The sequence below is a fragment of the Nocardiopsis dassonvillei subsp. dassonvillei DSM 43111 genome (genome assembly GCF_000092985.1).
In the GTDB taxonomy this organism is placed as follows: Bacteria; Actinomycetota; Actinomycetes; order Streptosporangiales; family Streptosporangiaceae; genus Nocardiopsis; species Nocardiopsis dassonvillei.
The window spans coordinates 2,774,317-2,799,006 of record NC_014210.1 but is presented as its reverse complement, the minus strand read 5'-3'; the positions used below and the strand labels follow the sequence as shown (position 1 = coordinate 2,799,006).

Genomic DNA, 24,690 nt, shown 5'->3' with positions numbered 1-24,690 from the left:
CCCGGGGGAGGGGGAAGGAGGCGGTATGCCAGAGGTGAACGGGAACCCGCTCCGCGCGGCGCAGAGCCCCGAGGGGCCGACGCCCGTGCGCGTGGCCGACGCCGACACGGTTCCGGGAGGCGGGAACGGCATCCTGGGACGGCTCCAGGACGCCCTGGACGAGACGGCGGACCCGGACCGGGCCGACGGGGGGCCTGCGGGCCCCGAACGGCAGCGGCTGCGCCACCGGATCGAGACCGAGCCCGACACGGTCGAGCGCGACCTGATCAAGCTGGTGCTCACCGTGGTGGAGCTGGTGCGCCAGCTCATGGAGCGCCAGGCCCTGCGGCGCGTGGACCAGGGCGACCTCACCGAGGACCAGGAGGAGCGCATCGGCATGACGCTGATGCTGCTGGAGGAGCGCATGACCGAGCTGCGCGAGCGCTACGGGCTCTCCGCCGCCGACCTCAACCTGGACCTGGGCCCGCTGGGGTCCCTGCTGCCCAGAAACGGGGAGTAGGCGAAGGTGCCCCCGGTGCCCGCCTCAGGGCGAAGGCCCTGACAGAGGACGGGCACCGGGGGGAGGGGCCTCGCGCGGCCTCGGCCGCCGGGCGGGAGTGGAGTGGCCCGGGGCTACTTTCCACCGACCCCCATCATGCCGCGCACCAGGGAGCGGCGCGCGAAGAGGTACACGAGGAAGAGCGGCAGGGTCGCCAGCACGACCGCGGCCAGCATGCCGGGCACGTCCACGCGGTACTCGCCCTGGAACTCGAACAGGCCCATGGTGATCAGCCGGTTGTCCGCCGACTGGGTGAGGATCAGCGGGAACAGGAACCCGTTCCAGGCCTGGAGCGCGGCGTACACGCCGATGGTGCTCAGCCCCGACCGCGACATCGGCACCACCAGCTGGAGGAAGGTGCGCACCGGGCCCGCGCCGTCCAGGGCCATGGCCTCGTACAGCTCCTCGGAGATGTCGCGCATCGACCCCACCAGGATCAGCACGCACACCGGCAGCGCGAACGCCGCCGTGGGCAGCACGATGGCGGTCAGGGTGTCGTAGAGCCCCAGTTCGATGATGATCAGGTACACCGGGATGATCACCGCCTGGGACGGGATCGCCAGCCCCAGCAGGAACATCCGGAACACCCCCGTGGTCCACCGGGTGCGCGAGCGCACCACGGCGAACCCGGTCATGGAGGCGAGCACCAGCACGATCGCCACCACCGCGACGGTGACGATCGCGGTGTTGAGCACGAAGCCCAGCACCCCGTTCTCGATCGCCTTGACGTAGTTGCCCAGGGTCGGGTCCGCGGGCGGGGTGAGCGGCCCCGCGGAGGTGTAGTTCTCGGAGCGCTGCACCGTGGCCACGAGCAGCGCGTACAGCGGCACCCCCACGACGGCCAGCCACACCAGGGCGCCCAGCCCGGCCAGGACGTTGGGGCGCCGGCGGCCCGGCCGCCGCCGGGGGAGGGCGGGGCGTCGGCCGGTGGGGCGCTGCCGGACGGCGGGCCTCTCGGCCGTACTGGCGGTCACATTCCCTCCCGGGTGCTGCGCATGTCGCCGAAACCGGTGAAGCGGACCAGGAGCAGGGCGATCAGCGTCGCCGTCACCACCAGGGTGAACGCGACGGCGCTGGCGTAGCCCAGCTCCCAGCTCTGGAAACCGGCCTGGTACATCAGGTACGGGACGATGGTGGTGTTGGTGCCGGGCCCGCCCCCGGTCATGATGAGCACGGTGTCGAAGTAGGTCAGCGCGCCCACCACCATCAGCACCGACGACGTGGTGATGGTGTGCCTGAGCTGGGGCAGCGTGATGTACCAGAACGCCCGCAGCCTTCCCGCCCCGTCGATCTCGGCCGCCTGGTACAGCGTCGCCGGGATCTGCCGGGCGCCGCCCTGGTAGAGCAGCATGTGCAGCGGGATGAACTGCCAGGCGCTGACGAACACGATCACCAGGAACGCGCTGTCGGAACCGCCCAGCACGTCCACCGACGACAGGCCCAGGCGGGGCCCCAGCCAGGCCAGCGGACCGAAGTTGGGGTCCAGCAGGGCCCGCCAGACGAGGGCGATCGCCGCCGAGGACAGCAGCAGCGGCAGGAAGAAGACGGCGGAGAGCACCGCGCGGTTGCGCTGCTGACCGGCGGCCCAGACCCCCAGCAGCAGGCTGATGGGGGTCTGCACGATCCAGGAGAGCGCGGTCAGCAGCACGCTCAGCCACACGGCGTTGCGCATCAGCGGGTCGCCCGCCAGGCGCGACCAGTTCTCCAGGCCGATGAAGCGGGGCGAGCCCAGCCCGCCCCAGGAAGTCAGGGACAGGTAGGCCACCAGCACCATCGGCAGGGCGGCGAAGAGCCCGAAGTACAGCAGGCCGGGCACCGCCCACAGCGGACCGGGCCGCCCCGTGCGGGGGGCGGCGCCCCGCGCGGCGGAGCCGCCGCGCGGGAGGCCGGGCCGGGGGCCGGGGGAGGCGGGACCGCCCGCCCCGGCACCGCCGGCCGCCGGGTCGCCGGTCATGGTGCCACCGGTCGCCTGGCTGTCGGTGCGGCCGGTCACAGGGCCGCCAGCGCGTCGACGAACTGCTCGGGCGTGCTCTCACCGTTGAACAGCGACTCGATCTCGGTGACCATCGGCGTGGCCACCTCCGGCGGCAGCGCCTGGTCCCACGAGAGCTGGAAGTGCGGCGCGTCGCGCACCATCTCGTACTGGAAGGTGGCGAAGTCCGGACTGGGGCTGTCGGCGACGACCTCCTCGGCGTTGGTGGTGGTGGGCACCTCGCCGTTCGCCACCATGTCGGCGACGTACTCCTCCTGGGACATGTACGTCAGGAACTCCATGGCCTGGTCCGTGTACTCGGTCTCGGCGGAGACCGAGAAGTAGTTGGTCGGGTTGCCGACCACGTTGGCGGGGTCGCCCTCGCCGCCCTCGATCGGCGGGAACGCCACGTACCCGAGGTCGTTCGTCGCGAACTCCTCGTTCTGGTCCAGGATGGTGGAGTACTCCCACGAGCCCATCAGGTGCATGGCGGCCCGACCCTCGGACAGCAGCGCCGAGGCCGCGCCCTCGGTGTAGCTGACCGAGGCGTAGGAGTTGCCGAACGCGCCCTGGTCCACCAGCTCCTGGACCATCCGGGCGGCCTCCAGCACGGCGGGGTCGCGCCAGCCCTCGGAGTCGCCCTCCACGATGCGCGCGAACACCTCCGGTCCGCCGATGCGGTCCACGAGGTACTGGAGCCACATCTGTTCGGTCCAGGGGTCGGCCCCGGCCAGGGCGAAGGGGGTGACGCCCTCCTCGGTGAAGGTGTCGACCAGGTCCAGGATGTCCTGCCAGGTCTCGGGGGGCTCCGCTCCGGCCTCCTCGAACACCGTCTCGTTGTAGAAGAGGATGACCGGCTGGGTGCCGCGCAGGGGGATGCCGTACTGCACGCCGTCGACCTTGCCCGCCTCCAGGATGGAGGGGATGAAGGAGTCGGCGAACTCGGGGTTCTCGGCGAGCATGTCGTCCAGGGGGACGAGCATGTCCTGCTCGACGTAGGGCTCGATGCTGCCGCCGCCCCAGTTGAAGAACACGTCGGGCTTCTCGCTGGAGCCCATCGCCGTGCGCAGGCGCTCCTCGTAGCTGTCCCCGGGGACCTCGTCGATGACCGCCTCGGTCTCGGAGGCCCCGTTGAACCTCTCGACGGCGCCCTCCTGCACCACGACCAGGGTGTCCTGGTACATCCACACGTGCATGCGGTCGTCTCCGCCGCCGCCACCGGAACAGGCGGTGACGGCGAGCAGGCAGAGCGCCGACGCTCCGGCGGCGGAGCCCAGGCGGGGGGTTCTCATGGCCACTCCTCTTTCGAAACTATCGGTCAGTATTTCGAAATATTTGCGCCCGAATGTACGCGGCGTCACCGCGAGCGTCAATAGGAGGATGAGAGCTGGATCACCCGGAGCCGCGCGGGGTTGCCATGACCGCGTAGGATCAGGCGTCGTGAGTGCAGACCCGACCCCCGACTCCGCCCGGACCACCCTTTCGGAGCCGGTCACCATCTCGAAAATTGCGGAAGCCGCAGGCGTATCGGTGCCGACGGTCTCGAAGGTGCTGAACGGACGCGCCGACGTGGCCAGCGAGACCCGTGCACGCGTGGAGGAGCTGATCCGCCGCCACGGCTACCGGCGACGCCGGGGCCCGGGCGGAGGCCGTTCCTCCATGGTCGACCTGGTCTTCCACGAACTCGACAGCGCCTGGGCGGTCGAGGTCATCCGGGGCGTGGAGAGCGTGGCGCGCTCGGAGGGCCTCAGTGTCGTGCTGACCGAGTCCGGGGGCGCCCAGACCCCCCGCGACGACTGGGTCGACGCCGTGCTCGCCCGCCAGTCCACCGCCGTGATCCTGGTCTTCTCCGACCTGGCGCCCGAACAGCGCACGCGCCTGACCGCGCGCGGCATCCCCTTCGTCGTGGTGGACCCGGCGGGGGACCCGGGCCCGGACATGCCCTCGGTGGGCTCGGCCAACTGGAACGGCGGCCTGGTCGCCACCCGCCACCTCATCGAGCTCGGCCACCGGCGCATCGGCGTCATCGGCGGGCCCCGGCACGTGCTGTGCAGCAAGGCCCGCATCGACGGCTACGCCTCCGCGCTGGACTCGGCCGGACTGACGGCCGACCCCGCGCTCGTGCGCTACGGCGACTTCCACGTCGAGAGCGGGCGCGACCGGGGCCGGGAGCTGCTCCGGCTGGACGACCCGCCCACGGCCGTCTTCGCGGGCAACGACCTCCAGGCCATGGGCCTGTACGAGGCCGCCCGCGAGCTGGGCGTGCGCATCCCCGAGGACCTGAGCGTGGTCGGCTACGACGACCTGCCGGTGGCCCGCTGGATGGGGCCGCCGCTGACCACCGTGCGCCAGCCGCTCACCGAGATGGCCGAGGAGGCGACCCGGATGGCGCTCACCCTGGCGCGCGGCGGCACCCCCGCCAACCTGCGCCTGGACCTGGCCACCGACCTGGTGGTCAGACGCAGCAGCGCCCCGCCGCCCGCCTCCTGAGGCGGGCGGCGGGGCGGGGCCGCGGTCAGTCCTCCGGGAGGACTCTGTACAGTCCGGCCTCGGCGGGGCCGTGGGGCAGGACCCGCAGGCGGTGGGGCGCGGTCTCGGCGCGCAGCGCGTCCTCGGTGAGGGTCCACCAGGTGTAGCGGACCTCGTCGCGGGCCAGGACCCGGTCCCGCTCGTGGGTCTCGTAGGTCATGTGCCACTCGACCCGCTCGGGGCCGCTGGGCTCGGCGGCGGCCCAGCCGACGTAGGAGCGGGCGCCGACGCGGACCTCGCTCATCCGCGCCCGCTCCACCCGTTCGGGCTGCCGCGGGGCGGCGAGGTTGAGCAGGACGAAGGCTCCCGGGGCCAGTCGCGGGGCCAGGTCCTCCCACAGGCGGTCGCGTTCGTGGGGGCTGAAGTGGCCGATGAGGTTGGCCATCACCATGCCGCCGATCCGGTCGGGCAGGTGTGCCGAGAGCAGGTCGTCGCCGTCCACGGTCACCCTCCCGCGCAGGGCGGGGTCGTCGGCGATCCGGGAGAGCAGCACCGTCCGCAGCAGGAGGGAGGGCTCGACGGCCAGGACGCGGGCCGTGGGCAGGACCGCGGCGATGAGGCGGGTTCCGTGGCCGCCGCCCGCCCCGGCGTCCACGACGGGGCCGGAGCCGTCGGGCAGGGAGGCCAGCGCCTCGGACAGGACCGCCCGGTGGTGCTCCCACCATCCGGCGATCATCGGGTCCAGGTACTGCCCGGAGCGGGCGTAGGGATCGTCGTACTCAGGCATGGCGCGCCTCCTCGCCGTGGTGGGGCGTTCGCGAGGCCAGGGAGGAAATGATAATCATTCCCAAACCCTAGCAGTTCCCGTCCCCGGAGCCGGGTGGAAGGAGGGGCGTCCGCACCCGCCGGTCCTCGGTGCGCGCAGGGGGCGGTCCCGGTCGCCGTGGAAATGAAAAGCACAATCATTTCTCCGGGGTTCGGTGCGAAATTCCGATGGGAGGCGGATAAATTCTCCGTGCACTGACCCGGCGGCGCTTGATGCGCGATCGCCGATCGAATAGTCCTGGATGTGTTCCCGTTTTTTCTGCTGGTTTTTCGAGGGGGAGAGATGGCCGCACGGCATTCCGTTCACGAGGGGCACGCGCACGAGCACGGTCACGGGTGCGGGCACGTCGCGGTGCCGCACCAGGGCCACGTGGACTACGTCCACGACGGTCACCTGCACCATGGTCACGACGGTCACTGGGACGAGTGCTCCGTGCGGGGTCACGCCGTTCACGAGGGGCACGCGCACGAGCACGGTCACGGGTGCGGGCACGTGGCCGTGCCGCACGAGGGCCACGTGGACTACGTCCACGACGGTCACCTGCACCGCGAGCACGAGGGCCACTGGGACGAGCACGCTCCCGACCACTCCTGACCGCGACGGCCCGTCCGCGGGGTCCCGGTCCAGGGCCGGGGACCCCGCGGACGGGTCCGGCGGGCCCTCAGGACCTGTGCGTCGGAGTGTTGGACGGGTAGGGCAGCAGGGCCATCTCGCGCGCGTTCTTGACCGCCGCCGCGATCAGCCGCTGCTGGCGCGCGGTCACCCGCGTGACCCTGCGGCTGCGGATCTTCCCCTTCTCGGAGATGAACTTGCGCAGGAGAGCGGTGTCCTTGTAGTCGATGTAGTCCATATCTCCCAGCGGATTGGCGAAACTCCGCGTGGGCTTGCGCTTGCCCGGACGGTGTGCTGAAGAGGGCATGTCCACCTTTCTGAGAACTCCGCGAAGGGGCCGGTGTTCGCATTCCCGTGCTGTGTCCCGAGGGGTCGGCCGCGGCTCGGCGCCGCCCCGGGGCGCACGGGCCGTGCGCGTCCCCTCCGCCGGGCGGAGCGGGGACGGGGTCGCGGGCACGCGTCCTCCTCCCCGCCGTCGCCCGTGGCGACTGAAAACGATTATCGTTTCTAAAATCCTACACGCTCGGGAGGGGGAGCGCGCGACCTCCCGGGCCTCGGAGCCCCTGACCCGAGGGCGTGTGCGAGGATGGCCCCGGATTTCGGGAGGGGCGATGACACTGATCACCACGGACGACGGGCTTGGCGTCGAGTACACCGAACGCGGTGACTCCCGGGGGCGCCCGGTCGTGCTCCTGGCCGGGTTCAAGGCCCCCGCGACCTCCTGGCGCCACCAGGTCCCCGCGCTCACGGACGCCGGGTACCGGGTGTTCGCCGTGGACCTGCCCGGCCACGGCGCCGCGGGGCCCCTGCCCCCGGGCATGACCATGGACCGGCGCGGCGACTGCGTCCACGCCCTCCTGGAGCGGCTGGACCTGGAGGGCGTCGTGCTCGTCGGCGGCTCCATGGGCGCCAACACCGTCTGGGCGTACACCTCCGGGCACGGCACCGGCCGCCTGGCGGGCGCGGTGTCGGTGGACCAGACGCCGAGGATGCTCAACACCGCGGACTGGCCGTACGGCTTCTACGGCTACGACGAGAGCAACGCCGACACCTACTTCGCCGACGGCATCCCCGCCACCGGGCACGGCACGCCCCTGTGGCGGCGCGGCGTGCGCCTGGTCAGGACGCTGCGCGCGATGCGCGGCACAGACCGTGGGCTCACCCCGGCGGAACTGGAGCTGCTGGGCGACCACGCCCGGCGCGACTGGCGCGACGCGGTCGCCGGGCTGGACGTGTCCGCCCTTTTCGTGGCCGGGGCCGAGAGCGAGCTGTGGCCCGCCGAGCACGCCGCGGCCGCCGCCAAGCCCAACCCGCGCGTCGGTGCGGCCGTGGTGCGCGAGGCCGGGCACGCCGTGAACATGGAGCGGCCGGGCGCCTTCAACGCGGGGCTGCTGCGCTTCCTCGCCCGCGTCGAGGGCCTCTGACCGGGGTCGTATCCGCCTCCTCCTGCGCGGGGCGTCGGCGGGGTCAGGGGTGTCGGGTCTCCTCCCGTGCGCGGCTCCGAGCGGCCGGGGGAACCCTCCCAGCGGTCCCGAGTCCCACCGCAGGGGGTGGAGGCGAGGGCGGATTCCGGCGTGGTGGGATGTCGGTATGGCTCCGCGGTCGAAACCCCCCGAGAACGCGCGTCCGCTGTCGTACACCATCCGTAGCGCGCCGAGGTCCCCGGATCCGGGACTCCCACGCGTGGAGACCGCTGCCGAAGCGGTCTCCAGGATCGCCTCCGGCGGCGGGATCCACGCCTTCCTGATCCTCCTGATGCCCTTCTCGCTCGCGGACGGCGTCACCCCCGGGTCCGTCCTCACCGTGCTCACGATGGCCTACGCCGTCCTTCTCACGGTCACCACGCTCCCCGGCCTGATCGCCTTCCTCCTGGAGCGCAGGCGCGCGTCCGACCGCAGGGCCCCGACGCTCCGTGCCACGAAGGCCGCCCCCTCCGCGGTCGCGGCCCTGCTCTACGCCTGCCTCCCCGCGTCCCTGATCGTCACCGAGGGCCCCGACCCCGAGATCATCGCCATCTCCCTGGCCGCCGCCCTGTTCGGCTACCTCGTCCACCGGGCCTGCCTGGCGGTCACCTTCTCCTCCGCCGCGGGAGCCGTCGTCCGCGTCGTGGCGCTGATCGCGCCCCTGTTGCTGATCCTGGGCCTGGCTTCCGCCCTCCGGTGAACGGGAAGACCCCGGCCGGCCCCGGGCACGGACGAGCCGCGGCGCCGATGCCGACACACTGGTAGGCGTCCACGAGGGAGAGAGCCGCACCGGTCCCGCCGCGCGTCAGCGGCGGCCGACCGTGCGGTCCGGGTCGAAGGAGGGCGTGGTGAACGGTGGTGCGGGTGCTTCCGGCCGGACGTACCGGAAGGCCGAGAAGCGGCGGTCACAGATCCTGTCGCGCGCGATCGAGGTGTTCGCCGAGCACGGAGTGGGCGCTTCGCTGCGGGCGATCGGCGAGGCCATCGGGGTGTCCCACGCGGCGCTGCGCTACTACTTCGCCTCCCGCGACGAGCTCCTGGTGGAGGTCTACCGCGAACACGAGGCGACGGGGTGCGAGCCCTCGGATCCGGGCACCGTCTCCGCGGTCGCGGTGATGGAGCGCAGCGCGGAGCGCAACCGCTCCATACCCGGCCTGGTCGAGCTGTACGCGACGCTGACGACGGACGCGTTGCAGGAGCAGCGGCACCCCGCGACGCGGGAGTTCGTCCGGGCCCGGTTCCGGGCACTGCGCGCCGACCTCGCCGAGCGCGTACGCGCCGGTCAGCGCTCCGGTGAGATCGCGGCCGACATCGACCCGGACGACGCGGCGGCCCTGGTGATCGCCGCGTCCGACGGGTTGCAGTTGCAGTGGCTGCTCGACCCGCGGGAGGTGGACGTCTACCGCTCGCTCCAGGTCCTGGAACGGCTGCTGCCCGGCGGGGGAGAGGGCGGCGGGACCGGTGGCGGGGCGTCGGTCCAGGCCACGTGAACCCGCCCGGGGGCCGTCACCGCACGCCAGCGGTGGCGGCCCCCGGGGCTTCGGGCCCGTGCCGGCTAGAGGGTCGGGCTGGCCGGGTCCCACCCCTGCGGGAGCGGAGCCACCGGTGCCACGGCGGAGGTGATCTCCACGGGCGTTCCGCCGGCCGCGGCGTCGCGGATGCCCAGCAGCACGTCGAGTACGTGCGAGGCCACGGCCCCCGACGCGCGTTCGGTCCCGCCCGCGCGTAGCGCGCGGACCAGGTCGACGACCCCGGCCCCGCGCCCGTACACGGGCCCCTCGGGGGCGATGGTGACCGGCTCCTCCCGGTCGTACCGCCACAGGGTGGTGTCCCCGCCGAACGTGTTGGGATCGGGCAGGACGATCGTGCCCTCGGTGCCGTTGACCTCCACCATTCCCGCCCGGGGCAGCGCGTGCTGGAACGAGAACGTGGACTGGGCGGAGCGGCCCGGGCCGAACTCCACCAGCGCGGCGTGGTGCGTCGGCACCTGCACCTCGAACACCTGGCCCGCGCGGGGACCGCTCGCGATCGTGCGGGTCGCGCGGCCGGTGGAGGCCACCGCCTGCACCCGGGTCGCGGCTCCGAAGACGTGCACGAGCGCGGTGACGTAGTACGGGCCCATGTCGAACAGGGGCCCCGCCCCGTGGGCGAAGAGGAAGTCCGGGTCCGGGTGCCAGGACTCGGGCCCGGGCACGTGGAACATCGTGGTCGCGGTCAGCGGCTCCCCGATGTCGCCGCGGGCGATCGCGCGCAGCGCGGTCTGCGCCCCCGCCCCCAGCACCGTGTCCGGCGCGCAGGCGACCCGCAGCCCCGCCTCCCCGGCCCTGGCCAGCAGCGCGGCGGCCGCGTCGTGGTCCAGGGCGATGGGCTTCTCGCTCCACACGTGCTTGCCCGCGTCGAGGATCCGGTGCCCGACCTCGGTGTGCACGGCCGGGACGGTCAGGTTGACCACTACCTCGACGTCCTCGCGCGCCAGCAGCTCCGCCACGGTCCCGGACGCCGGGACGCCGTACGCGTCGGCCTGCGCGGCGGCGCGCGCCAGGTCCAGGTCCGCGACGAAGCGGACCTCGACGTCGGGGAACCGGGTCAGGTTCTCCAGGTACTGGGTCGAGATGTTGCCCGCGCCGATGACGCCGACCCCGGCGGCCCCGGTGCGCGTCATCGGTCGTTCTCCCCGAGCCAGGCCAGCGACCGCGCGATGCCGTCGAACACGTCGCCCGCGTAGGCGTCGAACTCGACCACGCGGATCGCCCCCGGCGCGGCCTCCAGGACCGCGCGGACGTCGACCTCGCCCTCGCCCGCGGGCCGCTGCCGTGTCACGTCGCCGTCCAGGGTGCCGTCCTTGACGTGGATCAGCCGAACCCGGTCGCCGAAGGCCCGCAGCAGCGCGGCGGCGTCGGCGCCGCCGACCCCCGCCCAGTAGGTGTCCACCTCCAGCACGACCCGCGGCTCCAGGTGCTCCACGAACACCTCCAGCGCGTGCCTGTCGCCGATGCGGGTGCTCAGCTCCCAGGCGTGGTTGTGGTAGCCGAACTCCAGACCCCGCTCGGCGGCCAGTTCCGCCAGCCGGTTCACGCGCTCGGCCAGTCCGGCCACCTGGTCGGCGGTCTGCCACCGCTCGGCCGGGACCAGCGGGTCGATGACCGTGGCGACGCCCAGTTCGGCGGCCGCGTCGAAGATCTCCTCGGGGGCCTGCGCGTCGATCACGGGGGCGTGGCCGGAGGGCGCGGTGACGCCCGTCGCGGCGAACACGCGCCGGTACTCCTCGGTGTCCAGGTGGAACGCGTACGGCTCCACGTGGGCGAAGCCGATCTCGGCCAGGCGTGCCACGGCGCTCTCCAGGCCGTCGGCGAGTTCGTCACGGACCGAGTACAGCTGCACGGATGTTGTCGGCACGGGGGGGGCTCCTTCGTTCGCTCGGGCATCGCCCTGTCGCTCACATCGCGGCACGCCCCCGAGGGTGCGGGGCGGGGCCGCGCACCCAGATTCTTACATTGGAAGATTTTTGTCCAGGGTTTTTCCGGGCGCACGATCCGGGCGCACGAACGGAGCGGGGCGCGGGCGGGCGCGACCCCGTGAGGAGGAGGGCCGGAGGGCACGCCGAGGGGCCGGGCGGCGCCCCGGCGGAGCGGGTGCCGTCCCGGCCGTGCGCACGCGCGCGCCTGGACCGCGGGGGATCCCCGGCGGAGCGGGGGTCAGGCGGTGGGGGCCTCCGCCTCCTCGTCGGCCTCCCGCTGGGGTGTGACGACCTCCAGGCCCACGCCCAGCTCCCGGATCGCGCGCACGGAGGACTCGGAGAGGCGGTCGTCGGTGATCACCGAGGCGAAGCTGGTGAGCGCGGCGACCTTGAAGGTGCCGAAGGCCCCGTACTTGTCGGCCCCGGCGACCAGCACCGACGTCGAGGCCGCGGCCATGGCCGCGCGCTTGACCGCGACCTTCGCGCGCGAGGGCGTGGTGGTGCCCCGGCTCAGGTCCCACGAACTCGTCGAGACGAAGGCGACGTCGATGTTGAACTCCTCGATGGTGGCGGCCGCGATGTCGCCGACCGAGGAGCGGTTCTCGCGGTCGATCTGCCCGCCGATGAGGAACAGGGTCACGTCGGGGTGGTCGGTGAGGGAGGCGGCGGTGGTGATGTCGTTGGTGATGACGGTGAGGCCGGTGACGCTCCACAGGGAGGGCACCAGGTGCCCCAGCGTCGTGCCCGCGTCCAGGTAGACGGTCTGCCCCTCGCCGACCAGGGCCGCCGCCGCGCGGGCCATCGCCCGCTTCTCGGCCACGTCCACCCGCGACTTGTCGCGGTAGGAGGGCTCCGAGCGCACCTGCGAGACCAGTTCGACGCCGCCGGGCACCGAGCGGACCCGCCCCTCCTCCTCCAGCGTCATGATGTCGCGGCGCACCGTCATGTGCGATACGTCGAGGATCTCGCACAGCTCCTTCACGCTCAGCACGCCCGTACCGCGCAACTCCCGCACGAGCAGCTCACGCCGTTGCGCCGGAATCATCGCTCTCCCTCGGTTCCGCTCATGGGCACCATGGTAACGAGTGTTCTCAGATGGTACCAGTCGTGATAATTGTTGACTCTAATGTTCCGCTGGTGTTAAACATGGCGCGTTGCCGTAGCGGCCTGGCACACACACGTGCCCCCCGCGAGGCCGGAAGAAGGAGAACCCATGCAAGCCACCGACGCCACCACGGCGCCGCCACCGCCCGTGCGCTACGCGCTCACCGGAGCCCGCGGCGGTTTCGCGCGCACCCTGCTCGCCCAGACCCCGCGGATGGAGCGGCTGCGGCCCTCGGTCCTGTGCGACCTGGACACCGAGGGGACGATCGCGCTGTGCGCCGAGCTCGGCTACCCGGCCGACGCGCTGACGGTGTGCTCCAGCGCGGACGAGGTGGCCGCGCTGGCCGACGGGCGGATCGCGGTGATCGCCGACGCCCGCCTCCTCGAACACGCCGACTACGACGTGCTCGTCGAGGCCACCGGCAGCCCCGAGGCGGGCACCCGGGCCGCGCGGACCGCCATCGCGGCCGGACGCCACGTGGTCATGGTCTCCAAGGAGGTCGACTCCGTTTCCGGGATCGCGCTGGCCGACCTCGCCCGGGAACGGGGCGTGGTCTACACCCCCGGGATCGGGGACCAGCCCGCCAACCTCATCGAGTGGTACGAGCGGACCCGCCTGCTGGGCCTGGACGTCGTCGCGATCGGCAAGTCGGGCGAGTACGACCTGGTCTTCGACCCGGCCACGGGCCGCGTGCGCCAGCTCGACCAGGAGATCGACGCCCCCGACCTGGCCGACCTGCTGACCCTGGGCGAGGACGTGCCCGCCACGCTCGCCGCCCGCGCCCGCGCCGTGGCGGGCCTGTCGCGCTCGGCCGCCGCCGACTACTGCGAGATGGGGGTCGTCGCCAACCACACGGGCCTGGTGCCCGACACCGAGGAGCTGCACTACCCCGTCGCGCGCGTCGCCGAACTCGCCGACGTCTACTCCCTCGCCGAGGACGGGGGGATCCTCTCCCGGTCCGGCGCCGTGGACGTCTTCAGCGTGCTCCGCCTGCCCGAGGAGGCCTCCTTCGCCGGAGGGGTCTTCGCCGTCGTCCGCACCGGCGACCCCGTCTCCTGGGCACTGCTCGCGCAGAAGGGCCACGTGGTCTCGCGCTCGGGACGCTACGCCTGCCTCTACCTGCCCTACCACCTCATGGGCGTGGAGACCCCGCTGAGCCTGCTGGACGCCGTGGACCGCCGCCGCGCGGTGACCCCCCGGCACCCGGCCCCGCACGCGGTCCTGGCCGGGCGCGCCCGGCGCGACCTCCCCGCCGGGACCAGGCTGGACATGGGCGGACACCACCACGACGTCCAGGGGGTGGCCCCCGTCCTGCTGGACGCCGCCGACGCCCCCGACGACGTCGCACCGCTCTACCTGGCGGCCCACGCCGCCCTGGGCCGCGACGTCGCGGCGGGCGCACTGGTGCGCCTGGACGACCTGGCCGACGCCAGCGCCCCCCTCCTGGACGCCTGGCGCCACGCCCGCACGCACCTGTGAACGATCGGACCCACTGACATGTCGGACATCTACACCCTGTTGGCGTTCCTCACCGCCATCGCGGTACTCGTACTGCTCATCGCGCGCTTCAAGGTCCACCCCGTGGCCACGCTGTTCATGGTGGTCGTGGCGCTCGGCCTGGTCCTGGGCATGGGCGGCACCGAGACCATCGAACTCGTCACCGAGGGCTTCGGCGGCACCCTCGCCAGCGTCGGCCTTCTGGTCATCTTCGGCTGCGTGCTCGGCAGGATGCTCGAACTGAGCGGCGCGGCCACCAAGATCACCGAGACCGCCCTGAACATGTTCGCGGAGAAGAGGGTGCCCTGGGCGATCGCCCTGGCCTCGACCGTGCTGGGCATCCCCCTCATCGCCGACACCGCGGTCGTCATGCTCATCCCGATCGTCTCCGCCCTGGCCTACCGCACGGGCATGTCGATGATGAAGCTCGGCCCGATCCTCTACCTCGGCGCCTACATCATGACCTCGGTCGTCCCGCCCGGCCCCGGCCCGCTCGCGTCGGCCTCGCTGCTCGGCGTCAGCATGGGCGAGGCCATCCTCTACGGCCTGATGGTGGGCGTCCCCGGCGTCATCGCCGCGACGGTCTACCTGTCCTTCATCAAGACCTATGTGCCGCCCAAGCCGGAGTTCGTCGAACACCTGGCGGGCGCGGGCGGCCCGGGCACCCCCTCCGCCGGAGCCCCGGGGGTCTCCGACGGCACCGGCCCCAAGCCCTCCTCTGACGGAGCCGCGGCCCCCGCCAGCGTGGGCCTGTTCGGCTCCCTCGTGCCGATCCTGGCCCCCATCGTCCTCATCATCGTCGCCTCCCTGGCCGGTCCGGTGCTCCCGGAGGGGGCCTGGTACACCGAGGTCGTCCTGTTCGTCGGCGAGCCGACGGTGGCGCTCTTCCTCGCCTGCCTGCTGGCCCTGCCGCTGTTCCGCGGGCGCTGGAAGGACAAGGCCACCCTCAACGACCTGTTCGAGGCGGGCCTGCGCATCGCCGCGATGCCCCTGGCCCTGACCGGCGTCGGCGGAGCGCTGGCCACCATCATCCGGGAGACCGGCGTGGCCGAGAACGTCGCCGCGAGCATCGAGGGCACCGGCATGTCACCGGTCGTCATCCCCTTCCTCGTCGGCGCGGCGGTCTGCACGATCACCGGCTCCAACATCCTGGGCGTGATGACCTCGGCGGCCATCATGCAGCCCCTGATGGACGACCTCGGCCTGGCTCCGATCGTGGTGTACCTGGCCTGCGCGACCGGCGCCCAGATCATGAAGCACGCCAACTCGTCCGGCTTCTGGGTCACCACCACGCTGTCCAACATGACGGTGGGCCAGGGCATCCGGTCGATCGGCGTCGCCTCGTTCATCTCGGGCGTCACCGGGTTCCTCGTGCTCAACGTCATGATCGCGACCGGCCTCGTCTGAGCGGTGTTCCTTCGGGCCCCGCTTCGTTTCTGCCCGGACCGGCCCTCGCGGGCTGAGGACGGTCTGAGGAGCAGTCGCCCAGCCCCGTCCGCGTTTCCCGCGGGGGAGTTCCGGCGCACCCGGCCACCTGGCCGCACGGTGCGCCGGGACCCCTCCGCCCGACCGACCCGCCCCGACCACAGGGAGTACCTCACATGGCGACCCTCGGCGTGATCGCCGACGACCTCACCGGAGCGACCGACGTCGCGATCGCCCTCACCGCGTCCGGCCACCGGACCACGGTGGTCCTGGACTCGCGGGACCCCGGCGGCGCCGACCCCGTCGCCGCCGCGGCGGAGGGGGCCGACGCCGTCGTCGTGGCCCTGAAGTCGCGCACCACGCCCGCCGACGCGGCGGTCGCGGCCTCGCTGGACGCCCTCGACCGGCTGCGGAGCGCGGGGTGCGAGCGGTTCTACCTCAAGTACTGCTCCACCTTCGACTCCACCCCGGACGGCAACATCGGCCCGGTCGCGGAGGCGGTGCTCGACGCCCTCGGCGAGGACGTCACGGTCGTCGCACCGGCCTTCCCCGCCAACGGGCGCACCGTCTACCGCGGCCACCTCTTCGTGGGGGACGACCCCCTCGACGAGTCCCCGATGCGCCACCACCCGCTCACGCCCATGACCGACTCCAGCCTCCCGCGCCTGCTCGCCCCCCAGGTCAGCGGCGGCGGGGACGCCATCGCGCTGGTGCCCTGGCCGGTGGTCGCCCGGGGGGCCGAGGCGGTGCGCGACGCCATCGCGCGGGCCGGTGCGCAGGGGGCCCGGTTCGTGGTCGTGGACGCCCTGACCGACGCCGACCTGCGCACGCTCGCCGACGCGACGCGGGACCTGCGCCTGCTGACCGGCGGCAGCGCCCTCGCCCAGGGGCTCACCGGCCCCCACGGGACCGGCCGCCTGCCGCTCACCCCGCCCCGGGGGCCGCGCGTCGTCCTCTCGGGCAGCGCCTCGCGGGCGACCCAGGGCCAGGTGCGCCACGCCCTCGCCCACGGCGGGGGACACCACCTGCTCCCCTCCGACCTGCGCCGGGACTTCGGGGCGACGGTGTCGCTGGCCGTGGAGCGCGCCCTGGAGGGCGGCGCGTCCCCGTTCGTGGTGTACGCGACCGCCGCACCCGAACACGTCGTGGACACCGCCGACGCGCCGCTCATCGAGGAGGCTCTGGCCGAGATCGCCGCACGCCTGGTCGCCGCGGGGGCGCGCGCGCTCCTGGTCGCGGGCGGCGAGACGAGCGGAGCCGTCGTGCGGCGCCTGGGCGTGGCGTCGCTGGCGCTGGGACCCGAGATCGACCCGGGCGTCGCGTGGACGCTCGGACACAGCGACGGTGAGGACGTCCAGCTCATGCTCAAGTCCGGCAACTTCGGCCGCGAGGACCTGTTCGTCCGCGCCTGGGAGGGGGACAAGTGAACCGCGAAGCGCGCGAGGCGGCCCGGGAGCTGTGCGCGGTGGGACGCCGCGCCGTCGAACTGGGGCTCAGCCCGGGCGCCTCGGGCAACGTGTCCGCGCGGGCCGGGGGACTGACCCTGATGAGCCCCACGGGGGTCTCCCTGCGCGACCTCGACCCCGAGGGCCTGTCCGTCCTGGACGGGGCGGGGGAGCACGTCGCCGGTCCGCCCCCCTCCAAGGAGTTCCCGCTCCACCAGGCGATGTACCGGCGGGTTCCGGACGCGGGCGCCGTCGTCCACCTGCACTCGCCGCACGCCTGCGCGGCCTCGTGCCTGCCCGCCTGGTCGGAGGCGTCCGCGCTGCCGCCCGTCACGCCCTACCTGGTCATGCGGGTCGGTCAGGCGCCCCTGGTGCCCTACGCGGCGCCGGGCAGCGACCGGCTCGCCGACAACCTCTCCCGCCTGCCCGGACGGTTCCGCGCGGCCCTGCTGGCCAACCACGGTTCGATCGTGGCCGCATCCGGACCGGCGGCGGCCCTGGACGGCGCCGTCGAGCTGGAGGAGGCCTCGCGCATCGTCGTGTCGCTGCGGGGGAGCGAGTTCTCCGTGCTCTCGCCCGAGGACGTGCGCGAGCTGACCGGGCGCTACGGCACCGACTGGGATCTGTGACTCCGCGCCGGGGAAGTCCCAGAAGCACCGCATATGGCACCGACCGAAACCGTTGCCGGTGCGACGCGAGGGGCCTTGGCCTGCGGTGACCTCGTGCCTGCAGCGAGTCCGGGGTGCCGAACCCCGCCATAGGCGCAAGACCCCGGTGGAGGGGGTGGTCCGGTGGTCCCCCGCGGTGACCGCGTCAGGGGGAAGGGGACGGCCCCGCCGGTGCCGGCACACCGGCGAGACCGAGTATGAGGTCGCGGACCTCGGTGGCCGCGACGCGTTCCCGGGCGGAGCCGGGGTCGGAGCACAGCACCAGGGGGCCGTCGTCGGGGTCGGCGTGCGCGCGCCCGTGGGTGCCGCGCACGCAGCCCGGGTCGAGCGGGACCACGTTCATGGCGTAGCGCAGACCCACCTTCTTGCGGGCGAGGTTGGCCGCCGCGCGGGCTCTGACCAGCCGGTCGGCGGGGTCCAGGAAGAGTTCGGCGGGGTCGTAGCCCGGCTTGCGGTGGATGTCCACGCCCCGCGCGAAGTCCGGAGCCGCCGCGTCGCGCAGCCAGTAGTAGTAGGTGAACCAGGCGCCCGGGTCGGCCACGAGGACCAGCTCGCCGGAGCGCTCGTGGTCCAGCCCGTGCTCCGCCTGCCCGTCGCGGTCCAGGACCAGGTCCACCCCCTCCACCCCGGCCAGGAGGCGGGCGACCCCGGGCACGTCGCCGGGGTCGCGGACGTAGACGTGCGCGCACTGGTGGTCGGCCACCGCGAAGGCGCGCGACTCCCACGGGTCCAGGTACTCCATCCCGTGCTGGGTGTACACCTCCAGCAGCCCTGCCTCGCGCAGTACCCGGTTGACGTGCACGGGCCTGTCGGCGGGGGTGATGCCGTACTCGCTCAGGACCATCACGGCGGTGCCCGAGCGCTCGGCGTCGTCCAGCAGGGGAGCCAGGGCCGCGTCCATGTCCACCACCGCCCGGCGGGCCTGCTCCGAGTCGGGGCCGTACCGCTGCAGGTCGTAGTCCAGGTGGGGGACGTAGCACAGGGTCAGGTCGGCGCGGGGCATCAGTCTGCGGGTCGCGGCCACGATCCACTCGGTGGAGCGCAGCGACGCGGTCGGCCCCCAGTACTGGAAGAGCGGGAAGGGCCCCAGCTCCGCGGTCAGCTCGTCGTGGAGGGCGGGCGGCCGGGTGTAGCAGTCGGGGGACTTGCGCCCGTCGGCGTGGTAGACCGGCCTGGGCGTGACGGTCCAGTCGGTGGTGGCGCCCATGGCGTACCACCAGCACACGTTCGCGGTGCGAAAACCCGGCCGGTGGCGCCGGGCGGTCTCCCACACCTTCTCGCCCTGGACCAGGCGGTTGTGCTGGCGCCACAGGTACACCTCGCCCAGGTCCCGGAAGTACCAGCCGTTGCCGACGGCGCCGTGTCCGGCGGGGGTCCGACCGGTCAGGAACGTGGACTGGACGGTGCAGGTCACGGCGGGCAGGACGGTCTCCAGCGGGGCCTGCCAGCCCTGGTCGGCCACGGCGCGCAGCCGGGGCGCGTGCCGCAGCAGCCGGGGCGTGAGCCCGACCGCGTCGACCACGAGCAGGCGCGGTTCCTCCGTCGGCATGGGGGTGTCCCTTCGGTTCGCGGGGTGTCAGAGCAGGGTCAGGCCGAGGTCGGTCAACCGGTCGCGGGCCCAGGCCACCTCGGCGGCGATGCCCTCGGTGAGCCCCCTGCCGTCGGCGGGGCGCCGCTCCCTCGGCAGCACCGACCAGGTGTAGGTCTCCACCTCCACGTGGTCGGTGCGCGCGCCGCCGGGCCCCAGGAGGCATTCGAGGGTGCGGGCGAGGTGCTCGTTGGTCCCGCGCAGCGGGGCGGCGGCGGGCGCGTGCAGGGGCACGTGGAAGTGGGTGCGCCAGGGCGCGTCGTCGGGCAGGGGGACGGCGCCGCCCAGGGCCTCGTGCAGGTCGTCGCGGCCCTCCCGCGCCCCGTCCCCGCCGTGTGCGCGCGTCTGGTGCAGGAAGCGGTCCTCGGTGAAGGCGGCGAGGGCCTCGCGCGCGGCCGGGTCGGCGGGGTCGGGGACCTCCACGGCCGCCGACGCCTGGGTCTTGACCACGGGCAGGCCCGCGCCGGAGAGCCGGTCCAGGGCCGCCCCCGGCTCCTCGAAGGCCGTCGCCAGGTGGCAGGTGTCCAGGCACACTCCCAGGTGCGGCGGCGGATCCCCGAGCAGGCGGGCCGCGTCCCGGGTGGTCTCGACGACGCACCCCGGTTCGGGCTCCAGTCCCACCCGCACCGGCCGCCCCTGCCGTGCCAGGTCCTCCAGGGCGTCGGAGAGTTCGGCCAGGTGCGCGCGGGCGGCGGCCAGGCGGCCGGGGTCCCACGGTTCGCGCCAGGCCAGGGGGAGGGTGGAGACGCTGCCGCGCGCGGCGTCGTCGGGCAGCAGCCCGGCCAGCACCCGGGCGCAGTCCACCGTGTAGTCCAGCCGGGCCCGGTCGGTCCAGTCGGGGTGGTACACGGCCCGCTTGACCACGGGCGCGTGGAACCCGGTGTAGGGGAAGGCGTTGAGGGTCACCGTCTCCAGCCCGTTGGCCTCCAGCTCCGCGCGCAGCCGGTCGGTCAGGCGCGGATCGGCCGCCAGCTCCCGGGCCAGCGGGGCGGGCAGCCACAGGCCCAGGCCGAGCCGGTCCGCGCCCAGGGCCTCGCGCACGCCGCCGCCGTGGACGCGGATCTGGCGCAGGACGCCGTCCAGGTCCTCGGCGGGGTGCACGTTGGTGCAGTAGGCGAGGTGGACGACCGTTCCGTCGGGGTGGCGCAGCCTCACGCGGCACCCCCGCCCGCGCGCTCGCCGCGCAGCACCGAGTTCCCCGAGTAGGTCGCGGTGTGGTCGGCCCCGTGCACGTCGTCCAGCAGCAGGCGCCCGCTGCGGCCGTAGAACTCCACCGGGTTGTCCCACAGCACGCGTTCGACGTCGCGTCCGGTGAAGCCCGCGGCGAGCATGGCCTCGCCGGTGCGCAGGGTGGCGAGCGGGTCGCTGCGGCCCCAGTCGGCGGCGGAGTTGACCACCATCCGCTCCGGGCCCCACTCCGACAGGACGCGGACCATGCGCTCCGGGCTCATCTTGGTGTCGGGGTAGATGGAGAAGCCCAGCGTGCACCCCGACTCGTGCACCATGGCCACAGTGGCCTCGTTGAGGTGGTCCACGAGCACCCGCTCGGGCGCCAGCCCCGACTCGGCGACCAGCTGGAGGGTGCGGCGGGTCCCGGCCGCCTTGTCCCGGTGCGGGGTGTGCACCAGGACGGGCAGCCCGAACTCCCCGGCCAGCTCCAGCTGGTGGCGGAAGGCCCTCTCCTCCTCGGCGGTGCCGGAGTCGAAGCCCACCTCGCCGACCGCCACCACGCCGTCCTTGGCCAGGTAGCGGGGGAGCAGGTCCAGCACCCCCGACAGGCGGGGGTCGTTGGCCTCCTTCGGGTTGAGCGCGATCGTGCAGTGGTGGCGGATCCCGAACCGCTCGGCCCGGAACCGCTCCCAGCCCACGAGGCCGTCGAAGTAGTCGCGGAACGAGCTCACGCCGGTCCGGGGCTGGCCCAGCCAGAACGACGGCTCGACCACCGCGCGCACCCCGGCGGCGTACATCGCCTCGTAGTCGTCGGTGGTGCGCGAGGTCATGTGGATGTGCGGGTCGAAGATACGCATCACGCCTCCGTTCGGTGGGAGTCCAGGCGGGCGGCCTGCCCGGGGAAGTGCCGCAGCACGAGGTGGACGTCGGCGGGGACCGGCCGCCCCGCCAGGAGCCGCTCCTCGGCGTGGTCGGCGCACATGCGCGCCAGCTCCTCATCGGCGCGGTCGGGCAGCCCGGCCGCCGATCCCAGCGGCACCCCGGTGAACAGGCACTTGAGGATTCCCTGGCGCCAGGAGTCGGCGTCGAGCAGGGCCGTCGCCGCGCTGGCGGCCGCCGCCGCGACCAGCCGGGTGTCGTTGGCGCGCATCGCGTCGGCCAGCAGCTCGCGCGCCGCACCGGCCACCTCCTCCCGGCCCCGGCCGCGCACGTCGAGCGCGTCCAGGCCCCGCAGGACGGCGCGCCGCTCACCCGCGTCACCGTGGTGGTACAGGTCGCGGACCTCCCGGGCCAGCTCCGGCGGGGCCAGGGCCCCGGACAGCGCGGCCAGCAGCTCCACGCGCGCCATGTCCTCCAGGGTCGGCCCGGCCACCCCGTCGGGGTCGCCCGACGGACCGGCCCCGCGCGCCACGCTCCTGGCCGCCGCGGGGAAGAGCACGGCGATCCGCGCGGGCCGCTCGCGCACCTGCCCGACCTGGGCGGCCAGGGCCCCGCGCGCCGCGTCCGTGTCCAGGAAGGCGTACTCCCCGCTCACACCCCCGCCCTCCGCGCGCGGGAGTCGGCCAGCGCCCGCGTGAGCGCGCGGATCGACCGCTCGGCCACCAGGGGAGCGGCGTGCCCGTGGCGGGGCAGCTCCACCGACGCCAGACCCCGGTAGCCGACATCCTCCAGAGCGCCCAGGACCCCGGGCAGGTCGATCTCGCCGTCGCCGAACTCCAGGTGCTCGTGCACGCCCGGCCGCATGTCGTCCAGCTGGACGTTGGCGATCAGGGCCCCGGCCCGCCGGACCGCGCCCTCGGGGCCGTCCGGCTCGTTGCACACGCCGTGCCCGACGTCCACCGTCACCCGCAGGCGCGGCGGGTCGCCCAGCCGCTCGCGCAGCTCCAGCGCGTCGGCCACCCGTTCTACGAACATGCCGGGCTCGGGCTCGAACGCGCAGTCCACGCCGAGGTCGTCGGCGGTGGCCAGGACCCGCTCCACGCCCGAGGTCAGCCGCGACCAGCCCCGCTCCCGGCTCACCCCCGCCGGGAGGATGCCCGACCAGAAGGAGACGGCCTCGGCCCCCAGGTCGTCGGCGACGCGCACCGCGCGGCGCAGCAGGTCCACCCGCAGCTCGGCGCCCTCGTCGGAGACCAGGGTGGGCTCGTGCTTGCGGCGCGGGTCCATCAGGTAGCGGGCACCGGTCTCCACGACCACCGCCAGCCCCAGTTCGGACAGCCGCCGACCGATGCGCGCGGTGCGCGCGAAGGCGTCCGGCGTGAAGGGGTCCAGGTGCGGGTGGTCCAGCGTCAGCCCCACCCCCTCGTAGCCGAGGTCGGCGATCAGGGCCAGCGCGTCGTCCAGCCGGTGGTCCCAGAAGCCGTTGGTGCCGTATCCGAACCTCATGTGAACGACACCGCCTTGGACGCCCTCGCCGCCACGGGCACGCCGACGGCGAGCGCGCACGCGGCGTCCGGCGCGCCGTACCCGGCCAGCAGGGCCGCCTGGAGCGGGATCATCCCCCGGATGCCCGCGCCCGTCGCCGCGCGCGCGTGGTGCGCCTCGGGCTCGACCAGCGCCCTGGCCTGCGCGGATCCCACCCCCAGCGCGAAGACCCCCGCGAGCGCCCCCGCCAGGGCCCTGGCCGCGGCGCCGCCCGCCGCGCCTTCGCGCGTGGGCTGTGCGGGCGCGGCGGCGAGCGCGGCGCTGGCCAGGGTGCACACCAGCGCACCCGCCGCCACGGAGGGCCGCGTCCCGTGCACCTCGCCCCGGCTCAGGGCGGTCACCCCGAGCGTGTGGACGGCCAGCGCCAGCGCGGGCCTGGCCGCGTCGGCGGGGCGCGCGCCGGCGCCCAGCAGCACGTCCAGCCCCCGGGCCGCCGCCATGCCCAGCGGGGCCAGAGGGGTCCTCTTGAGGAGGAGGTCGTAGCCCCACACGGTGGCGGCCAGGGCCGTGCCCACCCCCGCCGCCCGGCGTCCGCCCGCCGCCGCGGCCAGGCCCACGCCCGTCGCGGTCAGCCCCGCGGCGACCGCCAGGGCCTCGCCGGGGCGCACCGCTCCCGAGGGGATGGGGCGTTCGGGGCGCTCGACCGCGTCCACCTCCCGGTCGGCGTAGTCGTTGAGGGCCATGCCCGCCCAGTACAGGCACACCGAGGCGGCGGGCAGCGCCCATGCCCCGGGGCCGCGCAGGCCCCCCGCCGCCGCGGCACCGGCCAGCGTGTCGCCGGGAACGCTCAGCGCCGCGGGCAGGCGCACCAGCCTCGCCAGGTCGCGCGCTCTCACTCGGCCTCCTCCTCCGGTGCCGCGCACCAGGACGTCAGGGCCCGCCACTGTTCGGCGAGGCCGTGTTCGCGGGTGCCCACGGGGTCCTTGAAGAAGAACGCCAGCTCCGGCACGGGGCCCACCCGGCCCCGCCGGTGGGCGTGGGCGGTCAGCCGCGCCAGGTCCAGCACCAGGGGCGCGGCCAGCGCGGAGTCGTAGCCCGACCAGGTGAACTGCAGGGTCATCCGCGCCCCCAGGAACCCCTCGAACGAGACGTGGTCCCAGGCGACCTTGGCGTCGCCCAGGTCCGGGACGTAGTCGATGTGCAGGGGCCCGTCCGGGCCGTGGCCCAGCATGTGCTCCAGACCCCGCGCCTTGGACGCGAGTTTGCTCTCGGCGTTGGCCGGGTCGGCCAGGGTGGCGCCGTCGCCGCCGCCGAGCAGGTTGAGCGAGGACCACGAGCGCACGTGCAGCGCCCGGGCGGCGAACATCGGCGCGAGCGCGCTCTTGACCAGGGTCTCCCCGGTCTTGCCGTCGCACCCGGCCCACGGCACGACCGAGCGCTCGACGAGCCGCGCCAGGGCGGGCAGCCGGGGCCCGGTATTGGGCGTGAACTCCACGAACGCGCAGCCCGCCCGCAGGGCCGCGTAGGCGTACGCGGAGCTGGCCGGGATCCGCGCGGTCCCGGCGTCCAGGGCCGCCTCCAGGGCGTCGGCGTCGGTGTGCTCGGCGTGCGGTTCGGGCCGGGGCTCGGTGCTGGACAGGTCCACCACCACGACGCGTTCGAGCGCCTCCCGTTCGGCGAACTCGCGCAGGTCCGCCTCCAGGCGGTCCACGTCGCGGCGCCCCACCCCGGTGGTGGCGGCGGCGTGCAGGCCCCGGCGCAGACGGTGCTCGGTCCGGTCCAGTTCGTCGGCGAAGGCCGGCGGCAGGTGCGCGGGCAGCACCCCCGCCCGGGCAAGCCGCTCGGCGTTCTTGCACAGGCGTATCTCGGAGACGTCGTGGCCGCCGAAGACCAGGTCGCCGATCCCGGGCAGGCGCGCCGGGGCGAACTCGGGGCGCTCGGTCACGCACCCCGTCCGCCCCGACGCCCCGGACCGCACCGCCAGGGCTCCCAGGACGGCGGTGGTCGCCACCGACCCCCGCGCCCCGATCAGCCATACTCCGACTCGCGTCAACGCATGCTCCCCTCTGCGTGCCTCCGGGTGTTCCGGAA

25 protein-coding genes are annotated in these 24,690 nt (G+C 74.1%); 10 read left to right on the top strand and 15 right to left on the bottom strand.

Annotated features, from left to right (window positions below; translation table 11 throughout):
• Positions 1-25: 25 nt before the first annotated feature.
• A complete protein-coding gene (locus NDAS_RS27980) occupies positions 26-499 on the top strand; it encodes a gas vesicle protein K (RefSeq protein WP_013153377.1) in 474 nt (157 codons plus the stop codon).
• Between the two features lie 113 nt (positions 500-612).
• Here NDAS_RS27980 and NDAS_RS11610 read toward each other — a convergent pair whose 3' ends face one another.
• The 3 genes from NDAS_RS11610 to NDAS_RS11600 are packed head-to-tail and all read right to left on the bottom strand — an operon-like array spanning position 613 to position 3,802.
• A complete protein-coding gene (locus tag NDAS_RS11610) occupies positions 613-1,512 on the bottom strand; it encodes a carbohydrate ABC transporter permease (protein WP_013153376.1) in 900 nt (299 codons plus the stop codon).
• Positions 1,509-2,531 (bottom strand): carbohydrate ABC transporter permease, encoded by a 1,023-nt coding sequence (locus NDAS_RS11605; protein ID WP_013153375.1) that lies wholly within the window; start codon positions 2,529-2,531, stop codon positions 1,509-1,511. The genes NDAS_RS11610 and NDAS_RS11605 overlap by 4 nt, the downstream gene beginning before the upstream one ends.
• Entirely contained in the window at positions 2,528-3,802 is a 1,275-nt protein-coding gene (locus NDAS_RS11600) for an ABC transporter substrate-binding protein (RefSeq protein WP_013153374.1), read from the bottom strand. The genes NDAS_RS11605 and NDAS_RS11600 overlap by 4 nt, the downstream gene beginning before the upstream one ends.
• Positions 3,803-3,950: 148 nt before the next feature.
• On the opposite strand from NDAS_RS11600, the gene NDAS_RS11595 reads away from it, so the two are divergent.
• Positions 3,951-5,000, top strand: coding sequence for a LacI family DNA-binding transcriptional regulator (locus tag NDAS_RS11595; protein ID WP_013153373.1), 1,050 nt, complete (start codon positions 3,951-3,953; stop codon positions 4,998-5,000).
• A 25-nt stretch (positions 5,001-5,025) separates the two neighbouring features.
• Here the strand turns inward: NDAS_RS11595 and NDAS_RS11590 are convergent, their stop codons facing one another.
• Complete coding sequence (locus NDAS_RS11590; protein ID WP_013153372.1) at positions 5,026-5,766, bottom strand: class I SAM-dependent methyltransferase; 741 nt, start codon at positions 5,764-5,766, stop codon at positions 5,026-5,028.
• A 321-nt stretch (positions 5,767-6,087) separates the two neighbouring features.
• Between NDAS_RS11590 and NDAS_RS11585 the strand changes: the two genes are divergently transcribed.
• Positions 6,088-6,399 carry a hypothetical protein gene (locus NDAS_RS11585; protein ID WP_013153371.1) on the top strand — a complete coding sequence of 104 codons (312 nt, stop codon included), beginning with the start codon at positions 6,088-6,090 and terminating at the stop codon, positions 6,397-6,399.
• A 67-nt stretch (positions 6,400-6,466) separates the two neighbouring features.
• On the opposite strand, the gene rpsR is transcribed toward NDAS_RS11585, so the two are convergent.
• Positions 6,467-6,724, bottom strand: a complete 258-nt coding sequence (gene rpsR / locus NDAS_RS11580) for a 30S ribosomal protein S18 (protein WP_013153370.1) — start codon at positions 6,722-6,724, stop codon at positions 6,467-6,469.
• Between the two features lie 304 nt (positions 6,725-7,028).
• On the opposite strand from rpsR, the gene NDAS_RS11575 reads away from it, so the two are divergent.
• From NDAS_RS11575 to NDAS_RS11565, 3 genes are all read left to right on the top strand, one after another.
• Positions 7,029-7,841, top strand: a complete 813-nt coding sequence (locus NDAS_RS11575) for an alpha/beta fold hydrolase (RefSeq protein ID WP_013153369.1) — start codon at positions 7,029-7,031, stop codon at positions 7,839-7,841.
• 259 nt (positions 7,842-8,100) lie between these two features.
• Positions 8,101-8,580 carry a hypothetical protein gene (locus NDAS_RS11570; protein WP_013153368.1) on the top strand — a complete coding sequence of 160 codons (480 nt, stop codon included), beginning with the start codon at positions 8,101-8,103 and terminating at the stop codon, positions 8,578-8,580.
• 148 nt (positions 8,581-8,728) lie between these two features.
• Complete coding sequence (locus NDAS_RS11565; RefSeq protein WP_013153367.1) at positions 8,729-9,370, top strand: TetR/AcrR family transcriptional regulator; 642 nt, start codon at positions 8,729-8,731, stop codon at positions 9,368-9,370.
• 65 nt (positions 9,371-9,435) lie between these two features.
• Here the strand turns inward: NDAS_RS11565 and NDAS_RS11560 are convergent, their stop codons facing one another.
• The 3 genes from NDAS_RS11560 to NDAS_RS11550 all read right to left on the bottom strand — a co-directional run bounded on the left by NDAS_RS11560 (position 9,436) and on the right by NDAS_RS11550 (position 12,382).
• On the bottom strand, positions 9,436-10,542 hold the full coding sequence (locus NDAS_RS11560) for a Gfo/Idh/MocA family protein (RefSeq protein WP_013153366.1): 1,107 nt from the start codon (positions 10,540-10,542) through the stop codon (positions 9,436-9,438).
• Positions 10,539-11,276 carry a sugar phosphate isomerase/epimerase family protein gene (locus tag NDAS_RS11555; protein ID WP_013153365.1) on the bottom strand — a complete coding sequence of 246 codons (738 nt, stop codon included), beginning with the start codon at positions 11,274-11,276 and terminating at the stop codon, positions 10,539-10,541. The genes NDAS_RS11560 and NDAS_RS11555 overlap by 4 nt, the downstream gene beginning before the upstream one ends.
• A gap of 299 nt (positions 11,277-11,575) precedes the next feature.
• A complete protein-coding gene (locus NDAS_RS11550) occupies positions 11,576-12,382 on the bottom strand; it encodes a DeoR/GlpR family DNA-binding transcription regulator (RefSeq protein ID WP_013153364.1) in 807 nt (268 codons plus the stop codon).
• Positions 12,383-12,550: 168 nt separating this feature from the next.
• Here NDAS_RS11550 and NDAS_RS11545 point away from each other — a divergent pair, with 168 nt between their 5' ends.
• From NDAS_RS11545 to NDAS_RS11530, 4 genes are all read left to right on the top strand, one after another.
• Positions 12,551-13,921: a homoserine dehydrogenase NAD-binding protein gene (locus tag NDAS_RS11545; RefSeq protein ID WP_013153363.1), complete on the top strand. Its 1,371-nt coding sequence runs from the start codon at positions 12,551-12,553 to the stop codon at positions 13,919-13,921.
• A gap of 18 nt (positions 13,922-13,939) precedes the next feature.
• The gene (locus tag NDAS_RS11540; protein WP_013153362.1) at positions 13,940-15,346 is read left to right on the top strand and encodes a GntP family permease; all 1,407 of its coding nucleotides are present in this window, start codon (positions 13,940-13,942) and stop codon (positions 15,344-15,346) included.
• A gap of 194 nt (positions 15,347-15,540) precedes the next feature.
• A complete protein-coding gene (gene otnK / locus NDAS_RS11535) occupies positions 15,541-16,791 on the top strand; it encodes a 3-oxo-tetronate kinase (protein ID WP_013153361.1) in 1,251 nt (416 codons plus the stop codon).
• Positions 16,788-17,438, top strand: a complete 651-nt coding sequence (locus NDAS_RS11530) for a class II aldolase/adducin family protein (protein ID WP_013153360.1) — start codon at positions 16,788-16,790, stop codon at positions 17,436-17,438. Before otnK ends, NDAS_RS11530 begins: the two co-directional genes overlap by 4 nt.
• A 184-nt stretch (positions 17,439-17,622) precedes the next feature.
• Here NDAS_RS11530 and NDAS_RS11525 read toward each other — a convergent pair whose 3' ends face one another.
• The 7 genes from NDAS_RS11525 to NDAS_RS11495 are packed head-to-tail and all read right to left on the bottom strand — an operon-like array spanning position 17,623 to position 24,652.
• Positions 17,623-19,026, bottom strand: a complete 1,404-nt coding sequence (locus tag NDAS_RS11525; RefSeq protein ID WP_013153359.1) for an alkaline phosphatase family protein — start codon at positions 19,024-19,026, stop codon at positions 17,623-17,625.
• A 27-nt stretch (positions 19,027-19,053) separates the two neighbouring features.
• Complete coding sequence (gene eboE / locus NDAS_RS11520) at positions 19,054-20,220, bottom strand: metabolite traffic protein EboE (RefSeq protein WP_013153358.1); 1,167 nt, start codon at positions 20,218-20,220, stop codon at positions 19,054-19,056.
• Positions 20,217-21,092, bottom strand: coding sequence for a TatD family hydrolase (locus NDAS_RS11515; RefSeq protein WP_013153357.1), 876 nt, complete (start codon positions 21,090-21,092; stop codon positions 20,217-20,219). The genes eboE and NDAS_RS11515 overlap by 4 nt, the downstream gene beginning before the upstream one ends.
• Entirely contained in the window at positions 21,092-21,769 is a 678-nt protein-coding gene (locus tag NDAS_RS11510) for an EboA domain-containing protein (protein ID WP_013153356.1), read from the bottom strand. The genes NDAS_RS11515 and NDAS_RS11510 overlap by 1 nt, the downstream gene beginning before the upstream one ends.
• Complete coding sequence (locus NDAS_RS11505; RefSeq protein WP_013153355.1) at positions 21,766-22,620, bottom strand: sugar phosphate isomerase/epimerase family protein; 855 nt, start codon at positions 22,618-22,620, stop codon at positions 21,766-21,768. The genes NDAS_RS11510 and NDAS_RS11505 overlap by 4 nt, the downstream gene beginning before the upstream one ends.
• Positions 22,617-23,495, bottom strand: coding sequence for an SCO3242 family prenyltransferase (locus tag NDAS_RS11500; protein ID WP_013153354.1), 879 nt, complete (start codon positions 23,493-23,495; stop codon positions 22,617-22,619). Before NDAS_RS11500 ends, NDAS_RS11505 begins: the two co-directional genes overlap by 4 nt.
• Positions 23,492-24,652 carry an inositol-3-phosphate synthase gene (locus NDAS_RS11495; protein WP_013153353.1) on the bottom strand — a complete coding sequence of 387 codons (1,161 nt, stop codon included), beginning with the start codon at positions 24,650-24,652 and terminating at the stop codon, positions 23,492-23,494. The genes NDAS_RS11500 and NDAS_RS11495 overlap by 4 nt, the downstream gene beginning before the upstream one ends.
• Between the last annotated feature and the right edge of the window lie 38 nt (positions 24,653-24,690).